1 protein-coding gene is annotated in these 244 nt (G+C 71.7%); it reads left to right on the plus strand.

Going from position 1 to position 244, the window contains the following annotated elements; genetic code table 11:
* Positions 1-244: hypothetical protein (locus AC5Y7E_RS24360; protein ID WP_499950977.1), on the plus strand; the 244-nt coding region annotated here is incomplete at both ends.

A 244-nucleotide genomic window follows, 5' to 3' on the forward strand; every position in this document is an offset into this window, starting at 1 on the left:
GACAGCATCGCCTCGATGCAGGTGGTCGCCAAGGCGCGCGCGGCCGGGCTGGTGTGTCGGCCCCGCGATGTGTTCGTCGAACACAGCGTGGCCCGGCTGGCCCGGGTCGTGGTGGCCGCCGAGGCGGGGGTCATCGATGAGGGCATCGGGGTGTTGCCCGCGACCCCGATCATGGCCTGGCTGGCCAGCCTGGACGGCCCGACCGACCAGTTCAACCAAACCCTGATCCTGCACGCCCCCACCG

The organism is Mycobacterium sp. NGS17, assembly GCF_059813205.1.